The 551-nt window shown below is 76.8% G+C and carries 1 protein-coding gene; it reads left to right on the top strand.

Going from position 1 to position 551, the window contains the following annotated elements:
• Positions 1 to 444: LacI family DNA-binding transcriptional regulator (locus SACPADRAFT_RS31345; RefSeq protein ID WP_007027927.1), on the top strand; the 444-nt coding region annotated here is incomplete at its 5' end.
• Positions 445 to 551 lie beyond the last annotated feature (107 nt).

The raw sequence follows: 551 nt of genomic DNA, 5'->3' as shown, positions 1-551 counted from the left end.
ACGATCGCCGGGCCGGAGGACATGGCGGTCGGCATCGACCGGCTCGCCGGATGGCGGCTGGGCCTGTCCGAGGCCCGCCGCTGCGCCGACGCGGTCGTGCACGCGGACTTCACCGTCGAGGCCGGGGCGCACGCGATGGGCGTCCTGCTCGACCGGTACCCGGATCTGGACGCCGTGTTCGCGGCGGCGGACCTGTTGGCCGTGGGCGCGATGCGGGAACTGGCCGCCCGGGGCAGGGCGGTGCCCGGGGACGTGGCGGTGGTCGGGTTCGACGACTCGGTGCTGGCGACCTCGGTCACCCCCGCCCTGACCACGGTGCGGCAACCGGTGGAGGAGCTGGGCCGCACGATGACCTGGCGGCTGCTCGCCCGGCTCGCCGGACAGGACCCGCTACCGCCGTCCATCCTGCTGCCCACCGAACTGGTGGTGCGCGACTCGGCCTGAGGGGCGCGGACCGGCCCGGGCCGGGCGGCGGTGCTCAGCCGTCGAGGTAGCTGTCCGGGTCGGCCAGGATGGTGCGCACCGCCGCCGAGGCGGCCCCGCGCACGGCC

The organism is Saccharomonospora iraqiensis subsp. paurometabolica YIM 90007 (assembly GCF_000231035.2).
Taxonomy (GTDB): domain Bacteria; phylum Actinomycetota; class Actinomycetes; order Mycobacteriales; family Pseudonocardiaceae; genus Saccharomonospora; species Saccharomonospora paurometabolica.
This window is presented reverse-complemented; position numbering and strand designations above follow the sequence as displayed.